The 7,184-nt window shown below is 73.6% G+C and carries 5 protein-coding genes; 2 read left to right on the top strand and 3 right to left on the bottom strand.

From position 1 onward, the window contains the following. Positions 1 to 59 precede the first annotated feature (59 nt). Positions 60 to 2,066 (bottom strand): hypothetical protein, encoded by a 2,007-nt coding sequence (locus IEZ01_RS24765; RefSeq protein WP_019889835.1) that lies wholly within the window; start codon positions 2,064 to 2,066, stop codon positions 60 to 62. A 779-nt stretch (positions 2,067 to 2,845) separates the two neighbouring features. On the opposite strand from IEZ01_RS24765, the gene gabT reads away from it, so the two are divergent. Next, complete coding sequence (gene gabT, locus IEZ01_RS24760) at positions 2,846 to 4,180, top strand: 4-aminobutyrate--2-oxoglutarate transaminase (protein WP_019889834.1); 1,335 nt, start codon at positions 2,846 to 2,848, stop codon at positions 4,178 to 4,180. Between the two features lie 108 nt (positions 4,181 to 4,288). After that, a complete protein-coding gene (locus IEZ01_RS24755; protein WP_019889832.1) occupies positions 4,289 to 5,059 on the top strand; it encodes a phosphatase PAP2 family protein in 771 nt (256 codons plus the stop codon). A 26-nt stretch (positions 5,060 to 5,085) separates the two neighbouring features. On the opposite strand, the gene IEZ01_RS24750 is transcribed toward IEZ01_RS24755, so the two are convergent. Next, on the bottom strand, positions 5,086 to 5,556 hold the full coding sequence (locus IEZ01_RS24750) for a hypothetical protein (protein WP_028798045.1): 471 nt from the start codon (positions 5,554 to 5,556) through the stop codon (positions 5,086 to 5,088). A 185-nt stretch (positions 5,557 to 5,741) separates the two neighbouring features. After that, positions 5,742 to 7,160 carry an NAD(P)/FAD-dependent oxidoreductase gene (locus IEZ01_RS24745; RefSeq protein ID WP_028798044.1) on the bottom strand — a complete coding sequence of 473 codons (1,419 nt, stop codon included), beginning with the start codon at positions 7,158 to 7,160 and terminating at the stop codon, positions 5,742 to 5,744. Positions 7,161 to 7,184: the final 24 nt, after the last annotated feature.

Here is a 7,184-nt window from a genome sequence, read left to right as displayed (position 1 = left end):
GGAGGCAGGTCCACCGTCCGGGCCGACCGAGTCCCGGCGGGCCCGGCCGGGGCCGTGCCTCAGCCGCGCAGGTCCACGAGCAGCGGTGGGGTGTGTTCGCCGCCGACCGTGGTCAGGGAGAGGACCGCGTGGCCGGCGGGGACGGCGTGGGCCAGGTCCGAGGCGGACCAGCGCTGGCGCTCCACCTCTCGGACGGTGACGGCCTCCGCCGTGGCGGCCCGGCCGGTGACCAGGCGGCGCATGAAGTGCAGGGCCTTGGTGAGCGGCTCGTCGGAGATGATCTGGCGGTTGGTGACGTCACGGGTCTGGACCCATTCGGTGCCCCAGGTCTCCGCGAACCGTCCGCCGTCCCACGGGGTGAGCCCGGCGAACGCCATCCGGCAGCCGACCGCGCCGAGCAGCGGCCCGCGCAGGTGCTCGGGCACGTCCTCCAGGCTGCGCAGGGCCAGTACGGCCCCGGCGTGGGCGGAGCGGAGCCGCTGCAGGGCGCGTACGGACTCGGCGGTGACGGTGTACGTGGCGTCGTCCAGCACCAGGCAGGCGAAGAGCGACCGGTCGGTGCGGGCGAGGGCGGCCTCGGCGAACTGGGCGAGCAGCAGCCGGGACACGATCCGGGCGGCCTCGGCGTGCCCCCGCTCGGGCAGGTCGACGCGGACCCGCAGCGGATGGGCGAGGGTCCGGAGGGAGAACTGGCCCGTACGGACGTCGGTGCGGAAGAACGACGCGAAGGCGGGCCGGTCGAGGAACGCGACCCGCTCGGCGAGGAGCACCCCCACCTCGTCGCCGCGCTCGGCCTGCCGGGCGCGGGCGTCCAGCTCGCGCAGCTGGGCGGGGTCGTGGGCGACGGCGGCGCGCAGGGCGGCGAGGGCCTCGGGTGCGCCGTCGAGGAGTTCGCGCAGTGCGGGCACCCCGGGGTAGTGGCCGTGGGCGGCCTGGTACGGCCCGATGAGCTGGGCGAGCGCGGTGGCGGCCCGGCGGGTGTCCGCGACCAGGTCGCCGACAAGCGCCTCGGCGAGGATCCGGGCGGCCTCGTCGGGGTCGTCCGCGCCGCCGTACAGGTCGAGGTCGTGCGTGGAGTCGGAACGCCCGACCGAGACGACGACGTCGAAGGCGGCGTCCGGGGCGAGGGCGGTGCCGTGGGAGGTGACGGCGACGACGGCGGCGCGGTTGGCGAGGGCCTGGAGGCAGAGCGACTCGACGACGGGCCGGACGAGCCGGACGGTCTTTCCGGCGCCCGCTGGCCCGACGGCGAGCAGCGAGGTGCCCAGCAGGGCGGGTTCCAGGGCGACGCCGGTGGTGCGGCGGGCGTAGGGGTTGCGGGGATGGTCGGCGGCGGTGCCGATCCGGACCTGGCCGACGGCGAGGTCGTGGGTGGCAGTACGGACGGGCAGGTCGCGTACGCCGGAGGGGTGGGCGCAGGCGGCGGCGCCCTGGGTGCGGACGGCGTCGGTAAAGGCGGCGAGCCGTTCGGGGCGGGCCCGTACGCCCTGCCAGGCGCGGGAGATCCGGGCGTAGTCCACGTCGCCGAGGCTGCCGTCGCGGGTGGCGGCGGCGAGGCTGCGGGCGGTGTCGTCGAGGCCGGCGGCGCGCAGCTCGGGCCAGTCGGCGGGGTCGGCGCCCTGGGCGGGCGGGGGCGGCGGTGCGGCCTTGCGCCGCAGGGCGTACCGGCGCCAGATCTCGGGGAGGTGGCCGACCCGGGCGAAGAAGATGAGCAGCCCGCCGCCGACGAGGGCGTAGTAGCTGTAGCTGGCGGTGGCCCAGGTCTCGGCGTCGGTGCGCCAGGAGTCGGGGGTGAGCACGAGCAGTGGCCACAGCCAGTAGCGGCCGAGGTAGCCGTTCCAGAGCAGGGACCACAGCAGCCAGCCGCTGAGCAGGGAGATCAGGGCACCGGCGAAGAGCCGGCGGGCGGGCACGAGCTCGGGCTCCTCGTCGGGGCGCGGCCGGTGCCCCAGCCGCCAGATCCCGGGCTCGGCGGCGGGCCGCGGTGTACGCAGCCACTCCAGGACGGGGGTCCGGGCGGGGGCATGGGCGGGGGGCGGCGGGAGGTGCGCGGGCAGCGGCGGCACGCCCGCCGCCCCGGCCCGGCCGGCCCCGGTGGGAACGGCGGGCGCGGCGGTACGGTCGCCAGGCGCGGCTGGCGCGCCAGGCCCCGCAGCGGGCGCCCCGGTCGGCTCGGCAGGCGCGGCGGCGGCTGGAGCCTCCCGCGTCCCCTCGGACCCCCCGGGCGGCCGCCGCCCCGGCCCCGGCTCGGCAGGCACGGCGCCGGAACCATCCGGCACCCCCGGCGCGGAACCGTACGGCGTGGCCGAAGACCCCGTCGGTCCAACACCCTCCGGCACCCCGGGCGCGGAACCGTACGGCGGGGCCGAAGACCCGGTTGGCCCAACACCCTCCGGCGCCCCCGACGGCGCGTCGCCGGGCCGCCGCCCCGGCCCCCGCTCGGCAGGCACAGCGCCCGAACCATCCGGCGGCGCATCGCCCGGCCGCCGCCCCGCCCCCGCCTCGGCCGCCGGTTCCGTCGGCCTCGTCGGCCGTGGCACCGGTGCGCCCGCCTGGGTGCCGCGTGCGTCGTGCGTGCCGTCGGTGTCCATCTACCCCTGCCCCCTGACCAGCCAGGTCGCGCGTCCGTAACCCCCGTCAATCTAGTGCGGTTCGGCGTCCACGGGCCCGATTTGGCGCCGCCGTGGGCCCGGCGGGCCCGCCCCTCCCCCGCTCCTCCTATGTCCGTGGCGGACAACGACACACCCCCACCACTCCCGATCGGCGCATGCCTGCCCCTGGCCCCCACCCCTAACCTGCGGAAAGAAACTCTGAAAGCGTCCGGAAACACCCCCCAGGAGCCCTCATGAGCGCAATTCCGCAGGAGCGCCGCGTCGTCACCGCGATTCCCGGCCCGAAGTCGCAGGAGCTGCAGGCCCGCCGTCTCGACACGGTGGCCGGCGGTGTGGGCTCCGTGCTGCCCGTCTTCACGGCGCGTGCCGGCGGCGGCATCATCGAGGACGTCGACGGCAACCGTCTGATCGACTTCGGCTCCGGCATCGCCGTGACCTCCGTGGGCGCCTCCGCCGAGGCCGTCGTACGCCGCGCCACCGCGCAGCTCGCCGACTTCACCCACACCTGTTTCATGGTGACGCCGTACGAGGGCTACGTGGAGGTCTGTGAGGCGCTCGCCGAGCTGACCCCGGGCGACCACGCCAAGAAGTCCGCGCTGTTCAACTCCGGCGCCGAGGCCGTCGAGAACGCGGTCAAGATCGCCCGTTCGTACACCAAGCGCCAGGCCGTCGTCGTCTTCGACCACGGCTACCACGGCCGTACGAACCTGACGATGGCGCTGACCTCGAAGAACATGCCGTACAAGCAGGGCTTCGGTCCGTTCGCGCCCGAGGTCTACCGGGTGCCGGTCGCCTACGGCTACCGCTGGCCCACCGGCCCGGAGAACTGCGGTCCCGAGGCCGCCGCCCAGGCCATCGACCAGATCTCCAAGCAGATCGGCGCCGAGAACGTCGCCGCGATCATCATCGAGCCGGTGCTCGGCGAGGGCGGCTTCATCGAGCCCGCCAAGGGCTTCCTGCCGGCGATCGTGAAGTTCGCCAACGACAACGGCATCGTCTTCGTCGCGGACGAGATCCAGTCCGGCTTCTGCCGCACCGGCCAGTGGTTCGCCTGTGAGGACGAGGGCATCGTCCCGGACCTGATCACCACCGCCAAGGGCATCGCGGGCGGTCTGCCGCTCGCCGCCGTGACCGGCCGCGCCGAGATGATGGACGCCGTGCACGGCGGTGGCCTGGGCGGCACCTACGGCGGCAACCCGGTGGCCTGCGCCGGTGCGCTCGGCTCCATCGAGACCATGAAGGAGCTCGACCTCAACGCCAAGGCGAAGAAGATCGAGTCGATCATGAAGTCCCGGCTGTCGACGATGGCGGAGAAGTACGACGCCATCGGTGACATCCGCGGCCGTGGCGCGATGATCGCCATCGAGCTGGTCAAGGACCGCGCCACCAAGGAGCCCAACCCGGAGGCCGCCGGCGCGCTGGCCAAGGCCTGCCACGCCGAGGGTGTGCTGGTTCTGACCTGCGGCACCTACGGCAACGTGCTGCGCTTCCTGCCGCCGCTGGTCATCGGCGAGGACCTGCTGAACGAGGGTCTGGACGTCATCGAGGCGGCTCTGGCCGCGATCTGACGGTCCGTGTGACGGGTGACCTCACTCTGTGAAGAGGTTGTGGGGGGCCGATGGCGGGATGGAGATCCGGCTGTCGGTCCCCTCTTCTCTGCCGTACGGTTTCTGCAGATGAGAGAAACACCCCGCTCGCAGGAGACTGCGGGCGACCTCAGGGCGGGGCCTCCCCAGCATCGCCCTGATCGTGCCCTCGCGCACACCCCCGGGACCTCCGGTCCCGGAACTCCTCACCGATCGGACGGCCGCCCGCCCCACACCCCCCGGGGCGCGCGGTGCACCGGTCAAGGCGGCCGCCTCGGAACCACCCCCCCTGTTCCGGGGCGGCCGGCTTATCTCCTTCTCGCCCTGTGCGGGCTTCTCTTCGGACTCACCACCTGGCAGGTCGCCGTCGGCGGCCCCCTCGCCCGGCTGGACGAACGGGTCTCCCACCAGCTCGTCGGCCGTGGCCCGCGGTGGCTCACCGAACTCGGCGCCGATCTCGGCCACCTCCACGTCGCCCTGCCCGTCCTGGTCTGCGCGCTGGCGTACGCGCTGTGGCGCGGGCGGCGCCGCCAGGCGCTCTGCGCGGGCCTGGCCATGGTCCTCGTACCGGCGCTGGTCGTCCCGCTGAAGCTGCTGCTCGACCGGCAGGGCCCGCTGACCGAGGCGACCGGCTACTACCCCTCGGGCCATACGGCCACGGCGCTGATCGCCTACGGCGGTGCGGCGCTGTTGGTGGCCCGGCGCTGGGCGATGCCCGCCGCCGTGGCGCTGACGGCGGCGACGGGCGCGGGTCTGGTGCTGCGCGGCTACCACTGGCCGCTGGACGTGCTGGCCAGTGTCTTCCTCTTCTCGGCGGTGCTCCTGCTCAGCTCCGTCGGAATGCGTCGACGTTCCGGCTGACCTCCCATGAGTGATGGAAGATCACCTCAAGAGCCCGGCTGTCCCCTTTCCTCACGGGCGAGCCGGCCGGCCGCCTCGTGCATGGCGAGTTCGAGCAGTGCGGCGTCGGTAAGGGTGCCGGTGCCGTCCGGGGCGATCAGCCAGCGCACCCCGCCCGTGGCCCGGCCTGGGTACGGCACGACGATCCAGGTGCCCCGGCCGGCGCTGCGCACGCCCGTACCGAGCCAGCGCGCGGCCGTGCCCGGCGGTACGAAGAAACCCATGCGGGCGTCGCCGAAGTCGGCGAGGACCGGGCCGGGCCGGTCGACGAGCCGGGTGAGGACATCGAGCGTCGGATAGCCGAGCTCCCCCGGAAGGATCAGTACGTCCCAGCGCCGGCCGGCGGGCAGCAGCGCCACCCCGAGGGGGTTGCGCTCCCATTCCCACCGGCAGGCGTCAGGATCCGGTGCGACCGACACCAGCCATTCCACTGCGGTCTTGGCCCCCGAACCACTCATTGCCAACGGCCTCCATTCCGTGTGCGGACGATTGCGTCCACACGGGGAGAGCGGAGTTGGCGACGATCATTACGCGGGTTCGGGCCAATGGTTGGTGGTGAACTGGGGCGTATCTTGATCGATTGGTGTGCGCCCCCCGCGTACGGTCGGCGCACACCGTCGGAATCCGGCGGTGAGCCGGAGGCCTAACTGTCGAAACCGAGGCCCAGGCGGTCCATCGCCTTCAGCCACAGATTGCGGTGGCCGCCGTGGGTGTCGGCGTGCGCCAGGGACCACTTGGTGATCCCGATCCCGGCCCAGGCGAACGGCTCCGGCGGGAACGGCAGCGGCTTGGAGCGCACCATCTCCAGCTCCGTACGCTCCGTGCTCCGCCCCGACAGCAGGTCGAGCATCACATCGGCACCGAAGCGGGTGGCGCCCACGCCGAGCCCGGTGAAGCCCGCGGCGTAGGCGACCTTGCCGCCGTGCGCGGTGCCGAAGAACGCCGAGAAGCGCGAGCAGGTGTCGATAGCGCCGCCCCAGGCGTGGCTGAAGCGGAGCCCCTCCAGCTGCGGGAAGCAGGTGAAGAAGTGCTCGGCGAGCTTGAGGTAGGTCTCCGGACGGTGGTCCATCTCGGCGCTGACCCGGCCCCCGTAGGGGTAGATCGCGTCGTAGCCGCCCCACAGGATGCGGTTGTCGGCGGTGATCCGGAAGTAGTGGAACTGGTTGGCGGAGTCGCCCAGGCCCTGCCGGCGCTTCCAGCCGACCGCGGCGAGTTGCTCCTCGCTCAGCGGCTCGGTCATCAGCGCGTAGTCGTAGACCGGGACGACGTAGTGCCGCACCCGCTTGACCAGCGACGGGAAGACGTTGGTGCCGAGGGCGACCCGGCGGGCGAGGATCCGGCCGTAAGGGGTCCGCACCGCCATGCCGGGGCCGGCCGCGGCCAGGTCCAGGGCCTGGGTGTTCTCGTAGATCCGTACGCCCAGCTCCAGGCAGGCCCGCTTGAGGCCCCAGGCCAGCTTGGCGGGGTGGAGCATGGCGACGCCGCGGCGGTCCCACAGGCCGCCGAGGAAGGTGGGCGAGTCGACCTCGGCCCGTACGGCGTCCTGGTCGAGGAGTTCCAGGCCGCCGGCGAGCCCGAGCCGCTCGGCCTCCGCGTACATCTCGCGCAGTTCGTCGAGCTGGTGCGGCTCGGTGGCGACGTCGATCTCGCCGGTGCGTTCGAAGTCGCAGTCGATGCCGTATGCCGCGACCGCCGCCTCGATGGCGTCGAGGTTGCGCTCGCCCATCTCCTCCAGCGTCTTCAGTTCCCCGGGCCAGCGGGCGAGGCCGTTGCCCAGGCCGTGGGTGAGGGAGGCGGCGCAGAAGCCGCCGTTGCGGCCCGAGGCGGCCCAGCCCACCTCGCGGCCTTCGATCAGCACGACGTCGCGCCCGGGGTCGCGCTCCTTGGCGAGGAGCGCGGTCCACAGTCCGCTGTAGCCTCCGCCGACCACGAGCAGTTCGCAGCGCTCGGCGGAGGTGAGGGCGGGCAGGGCGGCCGGCTTGCCGGGGTCTTCCAGCCAGAAGGGGACGGGCTGGGCGTCGGAGAGAGAGTGTGCGGCACTACGCATGGCGACTGGGGCCATGGTTTCCAACTCCTTCGAGCTTTC

Origin of the sequence: Streptomyces purpureus, assembly GCF_014648195.1 — a bacterium.
GTDB classification, from domain to species: domain Bacteria; phylum Actinomycetota; class Actinomycetes; order Streptomycetales; family Streptomycetaceae; genus Streptomyces; species Streptomyces purpureus.
Note: the sequence above shows the minus strand (reverse complement) of the source record. Positions and strands in the feature narration are given on the sequence as shown.